18 protein-coding genes are annotated in these 21,212 nt (G+C 41.2%); 6 read left to right on the forward strand and 12 right to left on the reverse strand.

What is annotated here, in order from left to right:
• Positions 1-8: 8 nt before the first annotated feature.
• The 4 genes from ACAY00_RS08475 to yceD are packed head-to-tail and all read right to left on the reverse strand — an operon-like array spanning position 9 to position 2,721.
• Positions 9-968 (reverse strand): beta-ketoacyl-ACP synthase III, encoded by a 960-nt coding sequence (locus tag ACAY00_RS08475; protein ID WP_371372439.1) that lies wholly within the window; start codon positions 966-968, stop codon positions 9-11.
• Positions 969-974: 6 nt separating this feature from the next.
• Positions 975-1,973 carry a phosphate acyltransferase PlsX gene (gene plsX, locus ACAY00_RS08480; RefSeq protein WP_371379638.1) on the reverse strand — a complete coding sequence of 333 codons (999 nt, stop codon included), beginning with the start codon at positions 1,971-1,973 and terminating at the stop codon, positions 975-977.
• A gap of 41 nt (positions 1,974-2,014) precedes the next feature.
• Positions 2,015-2,185: a 50S ribosomal protein L32 gene (gene rpmF / locus ACAY00_RS08485; RefSeq protein ID WP_138318033.1), complete on the reverse strand. Its 171-nt coding sequence runs from the start codon at positions 2,183-2,185 to the stop codon at positions 2,015-2,017.
• Between the two features lie 23 nt (positions 2,186-2,208).
• A complete protein-coding gene (yceD, locus tag ACAY00_RS08490; RefSeq protein WP_371372442.1) occupies positions 2,209-2,721 on the reverse strand; it encodes a 23S rRNA accumulation protein YceD in 513 nt (170 codons plus the stop codon).
• Positions 2,722-3,081: 360 nt separating this feature from the next.
• Here yceD and ACAY00_RS08495 point away from each other — a divergent pair, with 360 nt between their 5' ends.
• Together ACAY00_RS08495 and aqpZ are read left to right on the forward strand one after the other, a co-directional pair.
• Complete coding sequence (locus ACAY00_RS08495; protein WP_371372444.1) at positions 3,082-3,684, forward strand: nucleoside triphosphate pyrophosphatase; 603 nt, start codon at positions 3,082-3,084, stop codon at positions 3,682-3,684.
• 314 nt (positions 3,685-3,998) lie between these two features.
• Positions 3,999-4,691, forward strand: a complete 693-nt coding sequence (gene aqpZ, locus ACAY00_RS08500) for an aquaporin Z (protein WP_371372446.1) — start codon at positions 3,999-4,001, stop codon at positions 4,689-4,691.
• A 72-nt stretch (positions 4,692-4,763) separates the two neighbouring features.
• On the opposite strand, the gene ACAY00_RS08505 is transcribed toward aqpZ, so the two are convergent.
• Both ACAY00_RS08505 and ACAY00_RS08510 read right to left on the reverse strand, forming a co-directional pair.
• Positions 4,764-5,402 carry an HD domain-containing protein gene (locus tag ACAY00_RS08505; protein WP_371372448.1) on the reverse strand — a complete coding sequence of 213 codons (639 nt, stop codon included), beginning with the start codon at positions 5,400-5,402 and terminating at the stop codon, positions 4,764-4,766.
• A gap of 91 nt (positions 5,403-5,493) precedes the next feature.
• Positions 5,494-6,120, reverse strand: a complete 627-nt coding sequence (locus ACAY00_RS08510; protein ID WP_371372450.1) for a TonB family protein — start codon at positions 6,118-6,120, stop codon at positions 5,494-5,496.
• Positions 6,121-6,273: 153 nt separating this feature from the next.
• Here ACAY00_RS08510 and ACAY00_RS08515 point away from each other — a divergent pair, with 153 nt between their 5' ends.
• Positions 6,274-6,666: an MAPEG family protein gene (locus tag ACAY00_RS08515; protein ID WP_371372452.1), complete on the forward strand. Its 393-nt coding sequence runs from the start codon at positions 6,274-6,276 to the stop codon at positions 6,664-6,666.
• Positions 6,667-6,756: 90 nt separating this feature from the next.
• Here the strand turns inward: ACAY00_RS08515 and adk are convergent, their stop codons facing one another.
• From adk to ACAY00_RS08545, 6 genes are all read right to left on the reverse strand, one after another.
• Positions 6,757-7,401 carry an adenylate kinase gene (adk, locus tag ACAY00_RS08520; protein ID WP_371372454.1) on the reverse strand — a complete coding sequence of 215 codons (645 nt, stop codon included), beginning with the start codon at positions 7,399-7,401 and terminating at the stop codon, positions 6,757-6,759.
• A gap of 316 nt (positions 7,402-7,717) precedes the next feature.
• Entirely contained in the window at positions 7,718-9,004 is a 1,287-nt protein-coding gene (locus tag ACAY00_RS08525; RefSeq protein WP_371372456.1) for a glycoside hydrolase family 2 TIM barrel-domain containing protein, read from the reverse strand.
• Positions 9,005-9,118: 114 nt separating this feature from the next.
• Positions 9,119-11,059 (reverse strand): molecular chaperone HtpG, encoded by a 1,941-nt coding sequence (gene htpG / locus ACAY00_RS08530; RefSeq protein ID WP_371372458.1) that lies wholly within the window; start codon positions 11,057-11,059, stop codon positions 9,119-9,121.
• Between the two features lie 176 nt (positions 11,060-11,235).
• Positions 11,236-11,838, reverse strand: a complete 603-nt coding sequence (recR, locus tag ACAY00_RS08535) for a recombination mediator RecR (RefSeq protein ID WP_371372460.1) — start codon at positions 11,836-11,838, stop codon at positions 11,236-11,238.
• A 188-nt stretch (positions 11,839-12,026) separates the two neighbouring features.
• Positions 12,027-14,354, reverse strand: a complete 2,328-nt coding sequence (locus ACAY00_RS08540) for an OmcA/MtrC family decaheme c-type cytochrome (protein WP_371372462.1) — start codon at positions 14,352-14,354, stop codon at positions 12,027-12,029.
• Between the two features lie 213 nt (positions 14,355-14,567).
• Positions 14,568-15,173, reverse strand: a complete 606-nt coding sequence (locus tag ACAY00_RS08545) for a c-type cytochrome (protein ID WP_371372464.1) — start codon at positions 15,171-15,173, stop codon at positions 14,568-14,570.
• 450 nt (positions 15,174-15,623) lie between these two features.
• On the opposite strand from ACAY00_RS08545, the gene ACAY00_RS08550 reads away from it, so the two are divergent.
• From ACAY00_RS08550 to ACAY00_RS08560, 3 genes are all read left to right on the forward strand, one after another.
• Complete coding sequence (locus ACAY00_RS08550; protein ID WP_371372466.1) at positions 15,624-17,978, forward strand: OmcA/MtrC family decaheme c-type cytochrome; 2,355 nt, start codon at positions 15,624-15,626, stop codon at positions 17,976-17,978.
• 78 nt (positions 17,979-18,056) lie between these two features.
• Positions 18,057-19,043 (forward strand): DmsE family decaheme c-type cytochrome, encoded by a 987-nt coding sequence (locus ACAY00_RS08555; protein WP_371372468.1) that lies wholly within the window; start codon positions 18,057-18,059, stop codon positions 19,041-19,043.
• A 16-nt stretch (positions 19,044-19,059) separates the two neighbouring features.
• A complete protein-coding gene (locus ACAY00_RS08560) occupies positions 19,060-21,105 on the forward strand; it encodes an MtrB/PioB family decaheme-associated outer membrane protein (protein ID WP_371372469.1) in 2,046 nt (681 codons plus the stop codon).
• Positions 21,106-21,212 lie beyond the last annotated feature (107 nt).

Genomic DNA, 21,212 nt, shown 5'->3' on the forward strand with positions numbered 1-21,212 from the left:
CTACCTAATTAAAATTTAACTAATGCAGAACCCCAGGTAAAACCACTACCAAAGGCTTCCATTAAAATTGTTTGGCCACGTTTGATCCGACCATCTCGTACCGCTTCATCTAACGCTGTTGGGATTGTCGCCGCTGATGTATTGCCATGTTTATCTAACGTGACAACAACTTGACTCATCGGCAAGGACAACTTTTTCGCCGCGGCTTGAATTATTCGAAGGTTAGCTTGGTGAGGAACCAGCCAGTCAATGTCGGACTTATCCATCTTATTATGAGCCAGAGTTTCGGTGACGATTTCGCTTAAACGGGTTACGGCAAATTTAAACACTTCATTGCCTTTCATGTATATGTAGGCTTTTTCTTCTGTTAATAAATCACCACGTTTAGGCGAATCTGCACCAAGTAAAGCACCGTAGTCTCCATCAGAATGAAGATGGGTCGAAATAATCCCTGACTCTTCATTGGCTTCTAGAATAACAGCACCAGCAGCATCGCCAAAGAGAATGTAGGTACCACGGTCACTTGGATCACACATATGCGATAAGGCATCGGAACCTACGACTAATACACGCTTTGCCATACCCGATTTAATGTATTGATCGGCGACACTTAAACTAAAGATAAAACCAGAACAGGCGGCGGCAACGTCAAATGCAGGAATGTGTGGCGTGCCTAAATATTTTTGTAAATAACAAGCGGCGCTGGGTAAATCAACATGAGAACTGGTGGTTCCCATCACTATCATATCCAGATCTTTTTTATCAATGCCGGCCATTTCAAGGGCTTTCTCTGCGGCTTTTGCCCCCATGTAAGCGACGTTTTCATGTTCGGCTGAAATACGACGCTCTTTAATACCCGTGCGTTCAGTAATCCACTCATCACTGGTATCGAGAATTTTTTCTAGGTCGGCATTCGTCCTTACCTGTTCAGGAAAGTAACTGCCGGTACCCACAATTTTTGCATACATTTATGTCTAAGACCTTTTCAGTAAACTTTGTTCCATCTTGTTTTTAATTTTTTCAGGAACTTGTCTTTCAACTTCTTTTACGGCTTCTAGGATCGCATTATAAAATGCAGATTTATTGGCATTGCCATGACTTTTCACAACAATACCGCGTAATCCTATCAGACTTGCACCGTTATACTGGTCGGGGTTCAGCCTTTTTACGATTTTTTTTAAGGTTGGGTTAAGCAAAATCCCTAAAATTCGGGTGAATTTGCTCTCATTGATGATTTTTAATACTTTTTTCATCACCAATTTAGCGACCCCTTCACAAGTTTTTAGTGCAATGTTGCCGACAAAACCATCACAAACGATAACATCGGCTTTGCCTGAAAATATATCATCGCCTTCAATAAACCCTACGTAATTAAGTTCTGGGTGATCTTTGAGCAAGTTAGCCGTTTGTTTTATGTGGTCACTGCCTTTTATATCTTCCTCACCCATATTCAGTAAGGCAATTTTAGGGCGTTCTATATCGTCAACTTCCTCGGCTAGGACAGATCCCATCACCGCAAATTGGAACAAGGTATTTGAATCACAAAAAACATTGGCACCTAAATCCAGCATAAAAGCATGATTTGGGCTGTCGGTGATCGGGATTTGAGAAATTAATGCTGGCCGCTCTATGTCCGGAAGCATTTTTAATACGTAGTGAGCCATTAACAACAAAGCCCCCGTATTACCGGCACTGACACAGGCCTGAGCTTTGCCATCACGCACAAGGTCGAGCGCTTTTCGCATTGAAGAATCTTTTTTAGTACGTAACGCCGAACTGGGTTTTTCGTCCATCGCAACCGATTCGGTGCAATGTAAGATTGAGATGCGAGTATGGTCTTCGTTAAGGTGAGTTTTTAAATGGGAATAAATGATTTCTTCGTCGCCACAGAGGATAAGACGAAGTTGTGGATTATTTTGTACTGCTAAGATTGCAGCGGGGATTGTTATAAGGGGGCCTCGATCGCCCCCCATAACATCTAACGCGACGGTTAGATTATTCAAAGCTGTGCCGCTTATTTAGCGATAACTTTGACACCTTTGTAAAAGCCATCGGCTGTTACGTGGTGACGACGATGAGTTTCGCCAGAAACGCTATCTACTGATAAGTTTTCTGCTGTTAACGCATCGTGTGAACGGCGCATGCCACGTCTTGAACGAGACTTTTTACTTTTCTGTACGGCCATTACTTTACTCCTAAAATCACAAGTTACTTGAGTTGTTTCAATACATCAAATGGATTCGGTTTCTCAAGCGTATCCGGTAACTTCCCCCAAGAACTGTCAGAGTCTCCTGAACAATCACTAGGTTCATGTTTCGGGATTAGCGGTAGAGCGAGAATTAACTCATCTTCCACTAAATCGCGTAAATTTACTTCACCATTTTCATCGAGTTCAATCGCATCATAATCAGAAGGCAAGTGCTCTGCATCTTCTTCGTTCTTTACAGGAGAGAAAGCAAATTTAACTGCTAATTCCTGCTCATAACTATGATTACAACGCTGACATATTAATGAGACTGAGGTTGATGCTTCACCGGTGATCAGCACCAAGCCTTGTTCATCAACTTCGAATTTCATTATTACATTTACATGCTCATGGGCCTTTTCAGACTCATCTAGCAATCTTTTTAATCCAACAGATTCAAAAAAACCATCGCACACCAACCTGCGTTGGGCACTTTTGTACGGGTCAATTGTCACTGGAAGTTTAAGGTTCTGCATAAGGCGCGCATAATAAAGGCTGTAAGGCCTGCTGTCAAAAGAAAATTCACTTAAATAAATGGATTCCATCAGATTAAGACAAATTTTAACACAACTGCATTATTTGTGTACAAACTTAGGTTTAAATACCACGCCTGTCGAATCCCTATATAAAATACTGTCTATCGGAACATTTAGCAATTAATTCATAATTAAATTAATTAAATTGAAAAAAATATAAAAAGTCATTCAATCCAAAAGATTATCAGGGTAGACTATCCTTAATTGCGTTTTTAAAACCCGATATTTGTTGTTTTCAATTCACTATATAAGAAGTAGGCAAATATTGGCGCTTAAACTTTTATCTACTGAGAAACATACATGAGCAAGTTAGTTTTAGGTTCAACATCGGTATTTCGTAAGGCTTTATTGGAAAAGTTTAATCTTACTTTTGAATGTGCAAAACCTGATATTGATGAAACCCCTCTTGAAAACGAATTACCTGAGTACTTAGTTGCTCGCCTAGCCAGTGAAAAAGCCGAAGCCGTCGCTAAAGAATTCAGCGAACATCTGATTATAGGCTCTGACCAAGTGGCTGTTTGCGATGGTAATATATTAGGTAAACCGGGTAACTTTAATAACGCAGTCAAACAATTGACCTCATTTAGTGGCAAAACCGTCACCTTTCTTACCGGTTTGTGTTTATTAAATACCAGCAATGGTAATAAGCAAGTCATCGTTGAACCCTTTCAAGTTGTATTTAGAGACTTAACCATCGATGAAATTGAAAATTACGTATCGGCTGAGCAACCTTTTGATTGTGCAGGTAGCTTTAAAAGTGAAGGTTTGGGTATTTGCTTGTTTAAACGATTGATAGGTGATGATCCAAATACTTTGATTGGACTGCCATTAATTCGTCTTAATGCCTTATTACGCAATGAAGGTTTTGATGTTTTAGAAAAAAACCGACGTGGTATGTATTAAGCTAAATAAACCACTGAAATTCTATCCTGTTATAACATTAGGGGCACATCAAAAGCCCCTAACCTATTATAAACCCCAATCCATCCCCCAAATCTCTGGGTAAGCGTTTGACCTATAACGCCTGCTTTTTATCGGTGTATAAACATCTGTTAAGCAACCAAAATTTTCATTGTGGTTTACACTTAGTTGAAATCTTGAAATCTCATGTATCTGAGCCCGTAAACGACAAATAAACGTGCCATTGGTCGAGCTTAGTTTTGGGATGAGCGATTCAAGGTATTACCCCTGTTGTTATCATTGGCAAGGAGAAAAAAATGTCGCTATCAAAAAAACTTTTAGCTGAATTTCTCGGGACCTTCTGGCTGGTTCTAGGAGGTTGTGGTAGTGCGGTTCTGGCCGCCGCCTTTCCTGATGTTGGCATCGGTTTATTAGGTGTTTCACTCGCATTTGGTTTGACGGTTCTAACGATGGCCTTCGCCATTGGCCATATTTCTGGCTGTCACTTAAATCCGGCCGTGTCGTTTGGTTTATGGTCTGGAGGTCGATTTTCTGGGACTGAAATAGCGCCCTATATTCTCGCTCAAGTCGCGGGAGGTATTGCGGGTGCGGCTATTTTGTTTGTTATCGCCAGTGGGCAAATGGGCTTTGAAGCCTCTTCAGGTTTTGCATCGAACGGTTATGGCGAACACTCGCCAGGGAACTATGGTTTAGTGGCCGCGCTCGTTACGGAAATTGTTATGACCTTTTTCTTTGTGATGATTATCCTTGGAGCAACCGACAAACGGGCGCCACAAGGATTTGCTCCTATTGCTATCGGTTTAGCTTTAACGCTAATACACTTAATAAGTATTCCGGTTACCAATACGTCGGTCAATCCTTCAAGAAGTACTGGCGTAGCAATATTTCAAGGGGACTGGGCCTTGTCGCAATTGTGGTTATTCTGGTTAGCGCCCCTTGTTGGCGCTGTCTTAGCTGGAGTGGTTTACCGATTTTTTGAAAGCGAGTGACCCTGTATAAGACTATTGATAATATTCCCCAAGACGCCTTACTCTATGGTCTTGGGGATGTATATTTTTGTTTTAACTAGGTTCAACTTCAACCTGTAGTTGCGCTAAATACATTTTCATCCAATCAGCTCTTTTTTTGGCTTCTTTTTTACCGGCTCTGGTATGCATCAATGCGGGTAACTTTAATAACTTGGTAAAAAAATGATCAATAGTATATTGCGCATCATCAGGGTCTCGCGAATCACAAAAAGGGTCTTGCACGCTATATAAAGGCCGATTGAGCTTGACGCTAACTTGAATACATCGAGCAATTCCGATCGCGCCTAAGGCATCTAACCTGTCAGCATCTTGTACGATTTTTGCTTCTAACGTTTTAGCTTCAACGTTAGCACTATAACTGTGAGCGACAATCGCATGATGGATTTCTGGTAAATATTGCCTTGGATAATGAATCGACTCTAAAAAACGAATCGCCTTATCGGCTGCATTTAACGAACTTAAATGCTTACTTGGATGATTTTTGCTAAAGGAAAAACAATCATGTAAATATGCTGAGGGGATAACGACTAAGGGTTCAGATCGCTCTTGCTGACATAAGTGTTTTGCTGTTTTTACCACACGTAAAACATGATTTAAATCGTGGGCTAAATCTTGCTTCATTTCTTGGCTAATAAAATCATATAGCTGGCTTTCAACGCTGTTATTAAACATATACACCTAAGATTAAAGAGATATCACCCAATAATAACAGGGACCACAGCCGGATGGCTAAAGGTTTATAGCCAAGCCTATTTTAATTAACTTAATATAACGTTCTGTGTGATTTCTTATTAAAATCAATTCGAACCACCAGACTTTCTTGTTTTACGGTTTTGCCATCCACTATTTTAGCCTTGTATTTCCAGCGATTTAAGGCATCGATTGCCGCTTGATCAAATATCAGCTCTGGTGACGATTCCAGTACCTCAACATCTTCCACCGTGCCAAGTCGACTAATGGAAAATTTTAATTTTACCCAGCCTGTAATGTTATTTTCGGCGGCATTAGGTGGAAATTTGGGAAGCGCCCGATAAATAGGGGTCGCGTCAGAGTTAGGAATAATATTGATAGCAAAACTTTGCGCTTCTAGAGATTTGGAGAATTTAATTTCGGGCACCGCAATATGTGCTTTTACCTTCTTTGCAGGCTTGTTAACGAAACGAATATTAGCACTTGCATCTGGGCGTTTTGGCGGTGGTGGTGGTGGTGGATTTAAAATGCGTTGTTTTTCTCGCATTTTTTCATTTTTTTTAATTTTTACAATGTCAATAATCGGATAATCCGGTGGTGGTTCAATATATACCTCGTCCGTCGCAATTAAGGTTGCCATAATTGCAAACAGTAAGAAGGAGATACAAGCTCCTAGAATAATTGAGATAAAGTATTTCATTGCAAGATCCAAATGACTTAACAACCAAGATACTTGAAACTTTTAGCCAAGTCGATGCTATTAAGTATAGACCCTGATTAGTTATCCTATTGATAGTAATAATCTTGTTTCTTGGTTAGACTGTACAAAATAATTCACAACTTTGTATATACTATGGAACATTCTACTTTTGTTACCGGCTTTTATGCTGGCATTATTGCAATTTTACACCTTGGCTTATCATTTCGTGTGATAGGTCTTCGCCGCTCATTAAAAATAGGAATTGGTGATGGTGGCAATAAAACATTAGCCAAAGCAATTCGTGTGCATGGCAACTTTATTGAACACGTACCTGTAGCCCTTATTTTATTGATTTTATTTGAATTAGCTTATTTAAATCCATTGTACGTTCACATTTTAGGCGGGGTTTTAGTCGCCTCTAGAGCCTTACATGCCGTTGGTCTTGGTAAGTCTGTGGGTGTCAGCTGGCAACGATTTATCGGTACTCTTGGCACTTTCTTAGTTATTTTAATGACCGGAATGGGGTTGATTCTGGCGCAAATGTAGCCATAGAATCAAGCCATTATAGAAACAAAAAACCGGAGCTCAAGCTCCGGTTTTAATATCTGTAATGTAACCAATAAGGTTAGCTTGTTATTAATCTAACTTAGCAGCTAACGTTTCACTTACTTGGTCAACAGGTAAGGTGCCATCAATCGTAATGTATTGACAATTGCCAGCTTGAGCATCTTGTTGATAGAAATCGACTAATGGTTTGGTTTGTTCATGATAAATAGCCAAACGCTTACGAACCGTAGATTCTTCATCATCTGGGCGAATCACCAAGTCGTCACCAGTTACATCATCTTTGCCTTCAACTTTAGGTGGATTGTAAACAATATGATAAACACGACCAGAACCTGGGTGAACACGACGACCGCCCATACGCTCGACGATGATCTCATCAGCAACGTCAAACTCAATAACGTTATCAATACTGATACCGTTTTCTTTCATCGCGTTAGCTTGAGGAATGGTTCTTGGGAAACCATCTAATAAGAAACCGTCTTTACAATCATCTTGAGAAATACGCTCTTTTACCAAGCCAATAATCAAATCATCAGAAACCAGCTGACCAGCATCCATCACTTTTTTAGCTTCTAAACCAAGTTCTGTGCCAGCTTTGATGGCAGCTCGAAGCATATCACCCGTAGAGATTTGAGGGATGGAATATTTTTCCATCAAAAATTGAGCTTGGGTACCCTTACCTGCACCTGGAGCACCTAATAAAATAATGCGCATATATAAACCTAAATAAATTTGTGTAAATTACGTAATAAAAAATTTTGCATATAATACTGGTTAGCACAATTTCAAACAAGTATCTTTGCTGACAATTCACCGCTATCGCCTGAATGATTTACAATTAACCGACAACTTTGGTCATATTATTTTTTACCTCTGGCATAGCTCATACAGTTTGACCATAAAACGAAGTTCAATAAAACTCAAAATTTAAAAAAACTCGAAAACTTAATAAAACACTTAAAAAAACGTAATAAAAAATAGTTAAACCTTAACCTGTAACGCTAACATACCTTTGGTTTTTAAGTTTAAGTCATTGTGATGGCGACACATAAAAAGGAAAATTGGCATAACCAACTTTACCCATTTTATCTTTTACGTAACCAAATAAGCGATATTCCCCTGGCTCTTTTGGGCAAATAAACTCAATACGCCCTGCTAAGAAAGACGATTGATATTGATTAAGCATGGTAAATTCAAGCTTAGGTGGCTCAGCTTCAAAGGCACCGCCATCGCTGCGCTCATCGACTTCTCTGAGCAATTGCCAAGAAAACTTTAGGTTTTCAAGATTGATCGCATCAACAACCAACTGAGCGCTATTAATAGTTGCTGGCATCAAATATACACTATCGATAGGGTGATGATCATTTAAAGTGATAGCAACGACTTTTGGGGCTTGATGTCGCGGTGTTTTCTCGGTCCAGATTTCACTCATTACATCGACCGATGAGGTCGCCAGATTATCTTTGGTAAACATACCATACCAAGTAGGAGTTCTTTCCTGTTTTTGCCCCCAATAAAAGACATAATTACCAATCACCAAGCCACTTGGATCATCAATGATATTTTGCTCAATACGCGTTTTTAAATTCTGCGCTTTAACCCAACTCGGTTCTTCGATTTCACGCCCCCATGTTGTCGCCGGCATTTCCCAATGACCAACGGGGCCATATTCGGTGACCATCACTGGTTTCTCTATTTTAGCTTGTTGCAACAAGGGATGCAGCTGCTCTAATAACCCATATACTTGAACGGAAACAAAATCAATGCTTGGGGTACGCTCTAGTGCGACTTTGACATGCTCGGGTTCAATGCCAGCAAAGGTATAGGTTACAGGATGATTCGGATCATTTTGGTGAATATACCGCACCACTTGTTCAATGGCGTCGTACACTTTTGGATTAACGAAGTCGAGGTTGCCTTGCTTATCAAAGAGTAGATTAGGCTCGTTAGCCACCACCCAACACAATAAATTAGGGTGATTTTTGTATTTTTGCACATCGTCTTTAATGCGTTCAAACTGAGCTTTAACCTCGGCTTCGTTATTATAATCAAAACCAAATAATTCTTTGCCAAAATCAAACCCAAGCGCCACCATCAAACCATGTTCTTTGGCTAATGCTAATTGCTGCTCTGCATCGTCAGTGCTCCATGTGCGAAAACTATTCCCACCGGCGTTGGCTAAACTGACTATTTTACTGGTATCACCAACCCCTGCCCCTTTGACCACAAAAGGAAGGCCATTAACCAATAGCGAAAATGCGCTATTTTGTTTTACTATTTTAACCACACTTGACTGGGTATTTAGGGTTGAATTCATTTACATCTTTCCAGGAGGATATTGAGAAGGCGTAAGGTTTAGCCTTAAAAGCGATTGTTAAACAAAAAAGGGAGCACCATAGGCGCTCCCATCGATTTTTGTTTTCTTGCGTGCTTATTTAGTTAAACTTAACATCAACTTATTTAAGCGACTGACAAAACTTGCAGGGTCTTTTAAGCTGCCACGCTCAGCTAACATGGCTTGTTCAAACAACACTTCTGACCACTCATTAAAACGAGCATCGTCTTGCTCGTTAGAGACAACTGAAATCAAATCATGCTCCGCATTGATTTCAAAAATTGGTTTTGTTTCAGGAACTTCCTGACCAACTGATTGCATTAACTTGATCATTTGACTGCTCATATCATGCTCATCAGTAACGATACATGCTGGTGAGTCAGTCAAACGGTGTGATATACGCACGTCTTTTACTTTATCACCTAAAGCATCTTTAATGCGTTTTAGCACGTCATCAAATTCTTTCTCTAGTTTTTCCTGCGCTTCTTTGGTGTCAGCATCGTCTAAGTCACCTAAGTCAAGACCTCCACGAGTCACAGACTGAAATTGTTTCGAGTCAAATTCGGTTAAATGGCTCATTAACCATTCATCAATTCGATCACTCATTAACAAGACTTCAATGCCTTTTTTGCGGAAAACTTCCAAGTGCGGGCTGTTTTTGGCGGCTTCAAAGCTGTCTGCAACAACGTAGTAAATTTTGTCCTGACCTTCTTTCATCCGGCTGATGTAGTCTTTTAAAGACACATTTTGCAGCGACGAATCATTTTCAGTTGATGCAAAACGCAATAACTTCGCAATGGCTTCTTTATTAGCCATATCTTCAGACGGACCTTCTTTAAGCACTTGGCCAAATTCGTCCCAGAACATTTGATATTTTTCGGCGTCTTTATTGCCTAAACGATCAAGCATCGACAAAACACGTTTAGTACAACCCTTACGCATAGCTTGAGTTACTTTATTGTCTTGTAAAATTTCACGAGAAACGTTTAGCGGTAAGTCATTTGAGTCAAGTAAACCTTTAACAAAGCGCAGGTACGTTGGCATAAACTGTTCCGCATCATCCATAATAAATACGCGTTGAACATAAAGTTTTAAGCCGTGTTGACGCTCGCGGTTATACAAATCAAACGGTGCTTTTGTTGGCACATATAACAAAGACGTGTACTCGGTACTGCCTTCAACTTTGTTATGAGCCCATAATAAAGGTTCAGCAAAATCATGCGACACATGTTTGTAGAATTCTTTATACTCTTCGTCGCTCACATCGGATTTTTCGCGGGTCCAAAGAGCCTCCGCTTTGTTTACCGCTTCCCATTGCGCTGGTTTGGCTGCAATGGCAGCAATTTTTTCACCATTTTCGTCTTCACGCTCAGGTACCTCAGGTACTTCTGGGGTAAGCATTTCAACTGGAATAGAAATGTGATCTGAGTATTTGGTGACGATAGACTTTAAGCGCCAGTCATCAAGAAACTCTTTTTCATCGTCTTTAAGGAAAAGAATGATGTCGGTACCACGGTTGCTTTTTTCAATATTTTCAACAGTAAAGTCACCTTCACCTTTGGATGTCCATTCAACGGCTTGATCAGCGCTAACACCTGCTGCACGCGAACGCACAACAACGGTTTCTGCAACGATAAACGCAGAGTAAAAACCAACACCAAATTGACCAATCAATTGCGAATCAGCGGCTTGATCACCGGATAAACGAGAAAAGAAATCCGCCGTACCTGATTTTGCAATGGTACCGAGATGAGTCACCACATCATCTCGCGTCATCCCGATACCATTATCTGAAATGGTGATCGTATTATTTTCTTTATCGGCTTGGATACGAACGCGTAAAGAACCGTCACCTTCGTATAAGTTTGCATCCGATAATGCTTTAAAGCGTAACTTGTCGGCTGCGTCAGCTGCGTTAGAAACCAACTCACGTAGGAAGATTTCTTTATTTGAATACAGCGAGTGGATCATTAATTGTAGTAATTGTTTCACTTCTGTTTGAAAACCGTGAACTTCTTTATGGCCTTGCTCAGACATAAAAATTCATCTCCTAAATTGGGTATTACTTTATAACGGTGAATGCACACATCAAGGTATGCTTGGGTATGATTACTATGTGGGGATGGGGAAAAGGTTTTAAAGGGGCCAAGGTAAAAAAATTATCTTTTTTTATCTTGGCCAAATCTGATTTCATTAAAAACCGATGTTTTTGCTTAATTGAACTGCTTTCGACCACTAAACGCATGTGAAAGCGTATTGCCATCAACAAACTCTAATTCACCTCCAACTGGCACGCCGTGCGCAATTCGAGAGGTCATAATATGATGGTTAGTCGCCATTTCAGCAATAAAGTGTGCGGTTGCCTCGCCTTCAACCGTTGGATTGGTGGCTAAAATCATTTCATCAAATTCGCCACTGGCTAACAATATTTCAAGCTTATCTAGGCCGAGCTCTTCAGGACCGACGCCATCAATGGGTGACAAATGCCCCATTAACACAAAATAGCGGCCAGTAAATTCACCGGTTTGTTCAATGGCTAATATATCAGCAGGCGATTCTACAATACATAAAATACGCTTTAGCTGGCGCTTAGGGCTAGCGCAGATATCACATAATTCGAGCTCGGTAAATGTACGACAGCTTTTACAATGGCCAACCTCTTCCATCGCCAAACTGAGCGTGGTAGCAAGTTTTTCACCGCCGGCTCGGTTTCTTTCCAATAGATGAAATGCCATTCTTTGCGCCGATTTAGGCCCAACCCCAGGTAAACATTTTAAACTGTCTATAAGCTCTTGTACTAACGGGCTTAATTTCATAATAATTTCACTAAACTTTGAACATGGAAATAGAATAACACAGAACATCGGTAAGGGAATATGCTGACGTTGATACAAAGCCGACTATTTGGGTAGGTTATCAAGGCTCATTAAAAATAAAAACCACCAAAAGAAACACTTTTGGTGGTTTTAAAACGGCTGTCGTTTAGCCCGTTAAAGCTTGATCTTTACTTTCTTAGGTTGTGAACAACATCAACACCTTTGTCATTGCCAATCGCATGACAAATTGCACACGCTTCTTTGCCGACGGCATCCGCCTCAGTTTTAGCATTAAATACCGAACCGTTACCTATCATATGATTAATGGTTGCTTTTTCAAGTGCATTTAATACCCCTAACGGTGCACCTTCAGCATCGAGTTTCGCTTGGCCATTTTCATCGATGTAACCAACAGGCAAGCTAACGTGACAACTTGCACACGCCACAGCCGTACCACTAACCCACCCAAAGTTGCCGTCAGCGGCTTTAGATGCATTTGCTAATGATGGCCCACCATTTTGCATATTAACCAAATCGTATTGGCCTTCAGCATGACATGCCAAACAATCACTGACTTCACCTTGAATCAAATCTGGGAAATACTCGCCTAAGCCCTCATGGTTTTGATCACTGTTGGCATGGAAAGTATGCACATGAGATTTTAAATCACCTGGTCGACCCGCATACCAAGCTGCTTTCGTTGAGTTATGACAACTTGTACACTGAGCGAAATCTTTGGCGGCGTGATCATTGCGACCACCCGCATGGAAGGCATCACCACCATGACAGTTATTACAACTTGCCATGTCAGCCCCTACTTTTTCAACGTAATCCGTTGCCATTGACTTATCACTTAAGCTAAAGAAGCTCTTGTTCACTTTGGCACTAAACCACTCAACACCTTCGGTTGAACACGGTACGACTTCACCACCGGTAACACACACGTTAGCATCGGCAAAAGTCACCGCTAAAGTACCCTTGGTTCGGTCAAACGTATTACCAAAATTAAGGGGCTTACCTTCTTCATCAAGAGGGATACTCCAATTACAGACAAATTCACCGGCATTCGCCGCAGGTGTACAAGTATCTAGGCTCAGCTCATTAGTGGCGGTAAAATTAACAGGGTTTGAATAGCCCATTTGATAACCTGTGCCATCATCCCAGTTGATCATTACATAGACATCGCCACCGTTGTTAAATACCGGCACAAGATCGGCAATCGCCGCAACTGGCGCACCATCTTTGGTCACCTTAATGGTGACATCAACCGAATTATCCACCCCATCAGCAACGGATACAGGCATAAGCTCTATAGTTTCTGCCGCCATTTCATTAGACATTTTAATGCCTTTGTGAGAGTCGTAAACCGAGGCTAAAGTAGAATCATTGCCATGACAGACAACACAGTTTTCATTGTCAAGTTGTGGACCACCGACGTGATTTTCACCGGTTTCAAAATTGACATTTTCATGACAAGATCCACACGCCATAATGGTGGGTACCATTAGCCAATTGTGTGCATCAGGTGTTTCGGCCAATTCTTCATTGTGACATTTTGAACAATTACGTATATCTTGCGGAAATGGCAACTCAGAGTAGTTATGCTCACCATCGCGATACCCCCAAATGATGTAATCGTCATCGGGGGTTTCATTATTTGAGCTTGGTAAGTCAGCCCCCATATGTAACTTATGCACCATCACTTTAAAGTCGACGGAATTACCGCTGTTGGCATCCACAGAACCAGGGTTATGACACGTTACACAGTATGCGGTGTCGACCCGACCACCACCATGAATGGCCAACTCACCATGACATTGATTACAGTTTTCTTCAATGACCATATTGCGGGTAAAAATACCATCAATAGCACCGGTTGAAGGTTGCCAATCATGAGTTGCATTTACCACCGGATAACCACCCCCGCTGATTTGCATACCGACGCGGTGAGTGAGCTCAGGCTCCCAACTAACGGCTAGCGGCGTTTCAACTGCGCCTAGATTCGCGGCGAAAGTGTAGGTATAACTACCATCACCATTATCGACAAAATCACCACCGCTTTCATAAGTGGCTTGTACTTGATCGACCGTGCCAGGGCCTGGTCTATCTGGGTTTTCGGTATCGTTAGCGGGTGCTATTTCTAGTTTGTTAATGTAGCTTTGCCATGCACTGGCATCACCGTTTTCACCCGGCATTAATTTCGCAACCGTAAACCTTACATTGCTGGCTGATAGTCCTGAATATGGAGCCTTGTCTCCATCTAAAGTAAACGTAACCGTTAGGGTGCCATCATCAGCAACCTGGGCATTGGTAAACGCCCCGGTTAAAGTTGATGGGATGGGTGTCGCAGATGGCGTTGTTGGACCCGCAGGTCCTTGTTCACCTGCAGGTCCTTGTTCGCCTGCTGGCCCTGCTGGGCCTTGTGCCCCATCATCGCCGTCACAACCAACGGTCCCAAGAGTTAAGCCTAATAAAAATATTAAGCCACATTGCCGCCATTTCGTTCTTATTTTCATGGTTCCCCCACATACATATAGTCTTGCAAAATAAACTGCTTAAGTAGAGTCACTCCATGGACATCAAAAACTACGAGTTGGGCGACTCAATACTATTACATTTAGGTGAAATGCTTTGGTTCAAATAGGAGCAAAGTAAATCACCGTTTTCCCTTTCATTTTTAGGGAACCTAAGTCCCTATAAAATAAGTTCCTGTAAAAACTTTCTTGCCGTTACTGCATACTGGCATAGTAGGCAATAAGTGAATCAATTTGCTGATCGGACAATTCCTTAACCTTTTTGATCATTTCTTCTTCACTTGCTCGTTCATCGTTTCGGTAATGCGTAAAAACTTGTCTTAAGTAATCAGACCACTGACCGGCTAGGATGCCCGCATCATCGTCTGGAGATGAACCGCCGTCTTCATGACATTTTTGACATTGTTTCTCGTGTAACTTTTCACCTGCAGAGACTAAAGCAGCATCAAACTCTTGTTTGGCTGGCACGAATTCTAACTGACTGTAATGAACAGCTAAGGCTTCTATTTGCTCTTCGGTTAGCTCTTTAGCGATAGCAACCATGGATTTTTCTGGCCGGCTGGTATCTCCATGTCGGTATTTTGAACTGATTTCTTTGCGAGTTTGATCAACAAAAGCAAACATCATGTCATAAATCGTAGCTTCAGAATAACCAGCGATGGTTGGTACATCCGAGTGTTGGCTCACCCCATCCGGTCCATGGCAATCATTGCACGATGCAATAATATCCTCCATTGACGCCTGAAGATGCCCAGTAACACCGAATAAAACCACAGTAAGTAAAATGCGAAATTTGTTCATATACATACCTTAACCTTTAAAATTGACTGTAATTAAACACAACGTTTGCGCTTAATAAGTAGACAATTCTAGTTTAGTTAACGCGGTTCACAACTCGCAACCTTTTTAACATGGTTAATCTTTGTTCATTAGCAAAAGTTTGATCGAGAACAAACAAATCGTCAAAATCACAATTAATTTTCTGATTTTGTTCAAGTTTTAGCCTCTGATCAGGTATTAATAACTTAGTATTACTTTAAATTTGATGATTTCATTCTAGACTTAAGCGCAAAAGACTTAGCCGTTGACCTTAAAGGTTTGTATCAAAATACAATACAACAAAATAAAATAAGCCTTTAAAAACAACAACTTTAGATTCATTCACAATTAAAGTTTAGGGCTAAAATTTAGGGCTAGAGCAAACGACTAGAGCTAATTAGGTATGGTCAAAAAGGTGTTCAGGGTGGGAATATGGATAAACAACTCGGGTTGCTAACACACGTTAAATGTGGGTGTCGCTTTTTCGCAAGCTTGGTTTTTGTTGGTTTATTAACATCGTGCTCGGGTGATGATAGTAGTAGCCCCCCTAACGCTGGTGTTACTGAAAATGTAACCACAGGAACCACTGCTTCAAGGTTTAATATTGAAATTTTAAACGTTCAAGTTGATGATGCTGTTAGCGTTGAATATACCGTCACCAATGCTGATGGAAATCCTGTCACTGGCTTAACTGATCATCGCTACATTTTGGCTAAATTAATCCCTGGCGCCAATGGCAGAGCATCTCAATGGCAAAGTTATATCAATCGAATTAAAGATGAAACTGAACAATTTCCACAATCAAAGCCTGCCACTCAAGCAACCAATGAGCGTGATGGCACTTTTATCGATAACAACGATGGCTCTTACCGATATATTTTTGCAAGCGATGTCTTAAATGCAACGGATCCGCTAAGCGGTGAAAAAATTCCCTTTGAGGAAAATTTAACTCACCGACTTGTTATTGAGATCAGAGCCAGTGACAACACCCCTCCCTACAACGTCAGTTATGACTTTGTACCATCTGGTGAGACCATCCAATTAACCAGAAACATTGTCGCAATAGAAAATTGCAATCAGTGTCATCAAAATCTGGCCTTTCACGGTGGCAATCGCGTGGATACTAAGTACTGCGTCACCTGTCACAATCCTGGTTCAACAGAGCCCATTAGCAACGAGTCATTAGATTTTCGTACCATGATCCATAAAATACATATGGGTGCTAACTTAGCTGGGATAAAAGCACAAGGAGATGGCGCAAACTACACCATTTATGGCTTTCGAAACAGAGCCCATACGTATGCTCAAAACAACTCTGGCATTGTCTCAGGTGTACATTACCCTCAAGACATCCGACAGTGCACAACATGTCATGTCGGCATTGTAGACAAAGCCAATGACGATGCCATTCTCGCTAAAGCAACCGACGATGGTAATAACTGGCAGACTTTTGCCAGTATAGAAGCTTGTGGTGGATGTCACGATAACATCGCATTTAATCAACAAATGTTGACAGACAACCCGTACATGCAAGTGCATCAAGCAGCGTTTGAGATTGGCTCAGAAGATTGTTCAACATGCCATGCCGTTGGCCAGTCGGCAGAGGTCAATCAATTTCATCAACAAACCGTACAACAAAACAAACAAACGGCCCAAACCATAAGCTTTACGCCTACAGGCATTGCCTTTACAGATGGTCTGTCCCCGAGCATTGACATCACGATAGAAATTTTAAATAACAAGAACAAAGTTAAGGATTTATCCGAAATATCAGCGTACCTTTGGGCCGATCCACTTGTCTTAGTTAACTGGGACAATGGACAAGGTTATCAGGCCGCTTACGATCCATTTGGAGATATAGCCCCAACCGATGCTCAAGTGCCATTAAGTGAATGTAAAAGCAATGATACAACTGGAGAGTTTGTTTGCTCATGGAATACCAGCACCCTTAATAATAAAGAGATTTTATCGTTTGGGGTGTTAAGCGTGACGCTTGCAGACACAAGTGTTTGCATTGATTCTAATACCAGTGCTCTTATTACCTGTAGCGATGACAATGCCGATATAGAACGGGTCCCCTCGATGGTCACAAACGGTTTTTATGATTTAACCAGCTTAACCGAATCAAGCACTTATCAGCCCAAAATAGGCGCCGATATAAATGGCTGTAATCAATGCCATGGCGAATTACAAGTGCATATGGAAGAAACCAACACTCATGCGGCGACAGATTTTACCCAATGCAGTAGTTGCCATAACGCCACTCGGGTATCGTTTTATACCGGTCGTCCTGGCGATTTAAAATTTCAGGTACACAAGTTACACGCAAATAATGCCTTTGCTGACGGAGGCCATGGCGTTGAAGGCTACCCAGCGAATCTAAGTAATTGCGATACCTGTCATCAACGCAGTCAAATCAACTTGCCATTGCAGCAAAATCCAAGACCATCTTACACCACAACCACTGGCATTTTTGCCCCAAGGGTTTACACCAGTCCTATTACAGTAGTGTGCAGTTCTTGTCATCTGCGGGTAAGCCCTGGCTTGATCTCTGCCCAAGGGCAATTACTCACTCAAGCAGGTGAGCCTTTATTAGATAATGACGGTCAACCGTTTGCGCTAAATGACGATGAAAAAAACCTAATCGCGCATATGTTGCAAATCGGCAATGCGGTATTTGGTGCCGATAATATGGCAGCTGCACAAAATAGCGAAACATGCAGTGATTGTCATGCGCTGGGCGATTTAGTTGGGGTTGATGTAAAACATGGCTTAACACCCCAATAACAGCGAGCAAATAACACAATTGGTAAATCAATAATCACAGCATCCAAATTTAGCAGTTTAAAAACAGGGTAAAGGAAAATGAAAACTCGGCATTGGTTAACCCCATTACATCAAGGCATCCTCCTAATGGCATTGGCCTGCGCTGTCATCTTTCAGGCATATGCCAATGACGACGCCAGCGAAATGACTGATCAACAACGTTTAGAGCTGCTGATTGAAAAATTTGAACAAGGTGATTACTCAAAGAAAGGCGCCGACAGTTGCTTAAAATGTCATGACCAAGAATCGGATATAGACAGCACAGGCATCTTCACTAATCGCCACGGTGGCTTAACAGATAAACTTGGCCCTTTTAGCAAATTACAATGTGAGTCATGCCATGGCCCTTTAGGGCGACATGATAAACGTCCAAGAAAAGGTCAAGATCGAGAACCGATGATTGATTTTGCTAAAAACTCTTACGTCACCAGCGAGTTAAAAAACTCTGTTTGTTTAGGTTGTCATCAAAACGATCATCAACAAATGGGCTGGTTTAACAGCGAACATAACAACAACGATGTTGCTTGCAGTGATTGTCATAAAGTACATGAACTGCATGATCCTATGCTGGTTAAAACCAGCCAAAATAAGCAATGCACCAGCTGTCATACCAAGCAAAAAATTGACATTCACAAACGCTCTGCCCATCCCATCAAGAATGATCGACAAGTCTGTAGCGATTGTCATAACCCGCATGACTCCCTAAATGATGCTTCATTAATCGCCGCCACAGTAAATGACAGTTGTATAGAGTGTCATAGCGAAAAGCGAGGCCCATTCTTATGGGAGCATGAACCTGTGATTGAAGATTGCAGCAATTGTCATGAACCCCATGGTGCCAACAATGCGATGCTATTAAAACGTCGAGTACCGCAACTTTGCCAGCAATGCCATTCTTCTGTGGGCCACACCAGTGCGGCGTATGTTGAAGCCGTTGGAGTGCGAGTGCAAGGTAAATCGTGTTTGAATTGTCATAACCAAATTCATGGCTCTAATCACCCGACGGGTGATTTGTTCAGCAAATAAAACGAGCATAGACATTATGAAAACATCACTTTCTTTTTTGACAATATCTATATTAATTGCTTGCCATAGTACAGCCGCTGACTTTGGCATTGATAAGGTTGATCTTAGTAAAGTAAAAACCAAAAAATGGCAATGTGAATACTGTATTACCCCTGCAACATGGTCTGGTGAATGGCGCTTAGGTGCAGGTTATATTACCAATGATGAACCCGTGTTTAACAACATCATTGACCTTAATTCCGACTTTAATGTTGATACAGGTATTCGACTTAACTATAAAAAACCGGATAAATACGCACAATTTTGGTTTTTAGGTCTTGATGGTGACCGCGATAATCCAGGTTTAAATACCGGATTGCGCTTAGGCTATTATGCGGGGTCTAAATTTGAGATCAGCTACGATGAACTCCCTCGTTATTATGGTAACTCAGGGCAAACGCCTTTTATCAGGATGAGTAACACTCAGGGTTTACCCTCTAACTGGCAACCAGCCTATAATACACAAAATATGACGGGCCTAAATGATGCCTTAAATCATATTAACTTAGAATCCATGCGCAAAACGCTTCAAGCCAGTTACCGTTATCAAAGTCATTCTCCTTGGCGACCTAGGCTTAATGTCAGCCAAGAAGAGAAAGAAGGTAAACATCTATTGTCAGCGTTAGCCAATTATTCGGTAACAACCTTGTTCAATCCCATAGACTACACCACAACAAGGGTATCAACGGGTTTAAGCTACTTTGATAACAATCTGCTTACCGATATTTCTTATGACTACATCGATTTTGACAACGAGTACACTCAAGTAAATTGGCAAAATCCATTTGATTTGACATCGAAATTTACCGCCTTAGCCCCTGATAATGAATACCATCAATTGGCTTTAAAGCTTCGTTATCGTGATCAAAAAACCGTATACTATTTTGCTGGACAGTATGCTCTTACTGAGCAGGATATGCCATTCTTAACCACCACTTTGGCGCCTTCGCACGATAGCCTTGATGGTGAGATACAACAAACCAATGTTAAATTGAACGTATCTCATCGTTATTCTCGCGATCTAAAACTCAGTGCCAATGCCAGTTATAGAGAACGAAATAATAACTCTCAGCGAATTCAAGTTGGTGAAAAATATAACCGTTTATATGACTATCGTGATGCAAAGATCAAACTAAGCTCTCAGTTTAAGCATTTGGATTGGGCCAATGTGAGTGTGTCTGCGGCTTTTGAAAATAAAGATCGGCCGAACCAAATGCGCGATCAAATTGACCAGCAAACCTACACTGTCAGTGTTAAAGAAACGTTCTTTGACCAATTTGATCTTACCCTAGACTATGCTTTTAGCCTGCGTGATGGCTCTTCATTTAAAGACAGTCCCTACACCACAAGCGCGCAAAATCAAAAGTTGCGCCGTTTTAATTTGGCCAACAAACATCGACATCAAGTGAATTCTTGGCTTGGTTATAGCTTTGACTCTGGGATTACACTTGAGCTATCAAGCTTTTATGCGCAAGACGACTACAAAGACACCCAAATTGGTTTACAAAAAGGCGAGGATAAAGGGGCCGAATTATCGGTTAATGGTTTTACAGAATTGTTAGATTGGCATGTCTATTATGCAATTCAAAAAATCAGCTATGAGGAAGCAGGCAGTGACAACTTAAGCCAAGCTAATTGGTATGGTCAAACCAGCAATGATACCGACCAGTTTGGCTTTAGCGTTGAATTTCCAGCCTTAATTGACGATGTTCTTAGCCTAGGGCTTGATTATCAGTACAGCAAAGGAAATGTAGCGCAATCAATCACCCAAAAGCGCAATCAAGACTATTCTACATACCCTGATAGCGATTACACTCAACACAGGGTCGACATGTATATAGATTATGTCATTTCAGCACAGCAAAGTGTTAAAGCCCAGCTGATTTATGAGCGTAACAACGACGCCGATTATTTTTATCACAACGCCGATGTCGCGACATTACCTTTGATACTGTTGCCTGGCACCATTGATAACAATTACAACAATACGTATTTGGGTGTTAGTTATAAACGAACTTTTTGATAACGGCTAAAGCGAGTCGTCATTAATGTTAAAACTTAGCTTATGAAGGCATTGAGTCTGTCGGCATAAGCTTTGTCAATTAGACCAACTTACAATGGCCAATTAAG

It is taken from the genome of Thalassotalea sp. 273M-4, from assembly GCF_041410465.1.
Classification (GTDB): domain Bacteria; phylum Pseudomonadota; class Gammaproteobacteria; order Enterobacterales; family Alteromonadaceae; genus Thalassotalea_A; species Thalassotalea_A aquiviva.

What these genes read in the sequence shown, in the direction of transcription:
- ACAY00_RS08475 (WP_371372439.1), bottom strand. Translation starts at nt 968, where the DNA reads ATGTATGCAAAAATTGTGGGTACCGGCAGTTACTTTCCTGAACAGGTA.
- plsX (WP_371379638.1), bottom strand. Translation starts at nt 1,973, where the DNA reads ATGGGGGGCGATCGAGGCCCCCTTATAACAATCCCCGCTGCAATCTTA.
- rpmF (WP_138318033.1), bottom strand. Translation starts at nt 2,185, where the DNA reads ATGGCCGTACAGAAAAGTAAAAAGTCTCGTTCAAGACGTGGCATGCGC.
- yceD (WP_371372442.1), bottom strand. Translation starts at nt 2,721, where the DNA reads ATGCAGAACCTTAAACTTCCAGTGACAATTGACCCGTACAAAAGTGCC.
- ACAY00_RS08495 (WP_371372444.1), top strand. Translation starts at nt 3,082, where the DNA reads ATGAGCAAGTTAGTTTTAGGTTCAACATCGGTATTTCGTAAGGCTTTA.
- aqpZ (WP_371372446.1), top strand. Translation starts at nt 3,999, where the DNA reads ATGTCGCTATCAAAAAAACTTTTAGCTGAATTTCTCGGGACCTTCTGG.
- ACAY00_RS08505 (WP_371372448.1), bottom strand. Translation starts at nt 5,402, where the DNA reads ATGTTTAATAACAGCGTTGAAAGCCAGCTATATGATTTTATTAGCCAA.
- ACAY00_RS08510 (WP_371372450.1), bottom strand. Translation starts at nt 6,120, where the DNA reads ATGAAATACTTTATCTCAATTATTCTAGGAGCTTGTATCTCCTTCTTA.
- ACAY00_RS08515 (WP_371372452.1), top strand. Translation starts at nt 6,274, where the DNA reads ATGGAACATTCTACTTTTGTTACCGGCTTTTATGCTGGCATTATTGCA.
- adk (WP_371372454.1), bottom strand. Translation starts at nt 7,401, where the DNA reads ATGCGCATTATTTTATTAGGTGCTCCAGGTGCAGGTAAGGGTACCCAA.
- ACAY00_RS08525 (WP_371372456.1), bottom strand. Translation starts at nt 9,004, where the DNA reads ATGAATTCAACCCTAAATACCCAGTCAAGTGTGGTTAAAATAGTAAAA.
- htpG (WP_371372458.1), bottom strand. Translation starts at nt 11,059, where the DNA reads ATGTCTGAGCAAGGCCATAAAGAAGTTCACGGTTTTCAAACAGAAGTG.
- recR (WP_371372460.1), bottom strand. Translation starts at nt 11,838, where the DNA reads ATGAAATTAAGCCCGTTAGTACAAGAGCTTATAGACAGTTTAAAATGT.
- ACAY00_RS08540 (WP_371372462.1), bottom strand. Translation starts at nt 14,354, where the DNA reads ATGAAAATAAGAACGAAATGGCGGCAATGTGGCTTAATATTTTTATTA.
- ACAY00_RS08545 (WP_371372464.1), bottom strand. Translation starts at nt 15,173, where the DNA reads ATGAACAAATTTCGCATTTTACTTACTGTGGTTTTATTCGGTGTTACT.
- ACAY00_RS08550 (WP_371372466.1), top strand. Translation starts at nt 15,624, where the DNA reads ATGGATAAACAACTCGGGTTGCTAACACACGTTAAATGTGGGTGTCGC.
- ACAY00_RS08555 (WP_371372468.1), top strand. Translation starts at nt 18,057, where the DNA reads ATGAAAACTCGGCATTGGTTAACCCCATTACATCAAGGCATCCTCCTA.
- ACAY00_RS08560 (WP_371372469.1), top strand. Translation starts at nt 19,060, where the DNA reads ATGAAAACATCACTTTCTTTTTTGACAATATCTATATTAATTGCTTGC.